Annotated in this window: 1 protein-coding gene; it reads right to left on the reverse strand. The window is 61.6% G+C overall.

Annotated features, from left to right (window positions below; translation table 11 throughout):
* Positions 1–203: hypothetical protein (locus tag IM267_RS20805; RefSeq protein ID WP_193034209.1), on the reverse strand; the 203-nt coding region annotated here is incomplete at both ends.

Raw genomic sequence — 203 nt, forward strand, 5'->3', positions numbered from 1 at the left:
TCTCCCTTTACCATCATAGCCGTAGTGAACCGCAACGCGGTGGCCGTCACTGAGGTGGCTGACTTCAGTAAGCCAGCCGCGTGAGTCGTACTGCCATTCTTCTGCCGGTTCGTCGCTGACGGTGCAGCGCGTCAGGCGGTCTGCACTGTCGTAATGCCACAGGGTGACGAGAGAGTCGTCCTCGCTGCGGGTAAGCTGGCCGG

The organism is Enterobacter cloacae complex sp. P15RS (genome assembly GCF_014895905.1).
In the GTDB taxonomy this organism is placed as follows: domain Bacteria; phylum Pseudomonadota; class Gammaproteobacteria; order Enterobacterales; family Enterobacteriaceae; genus Enterobacter; species Enterobacter quasihormaechei.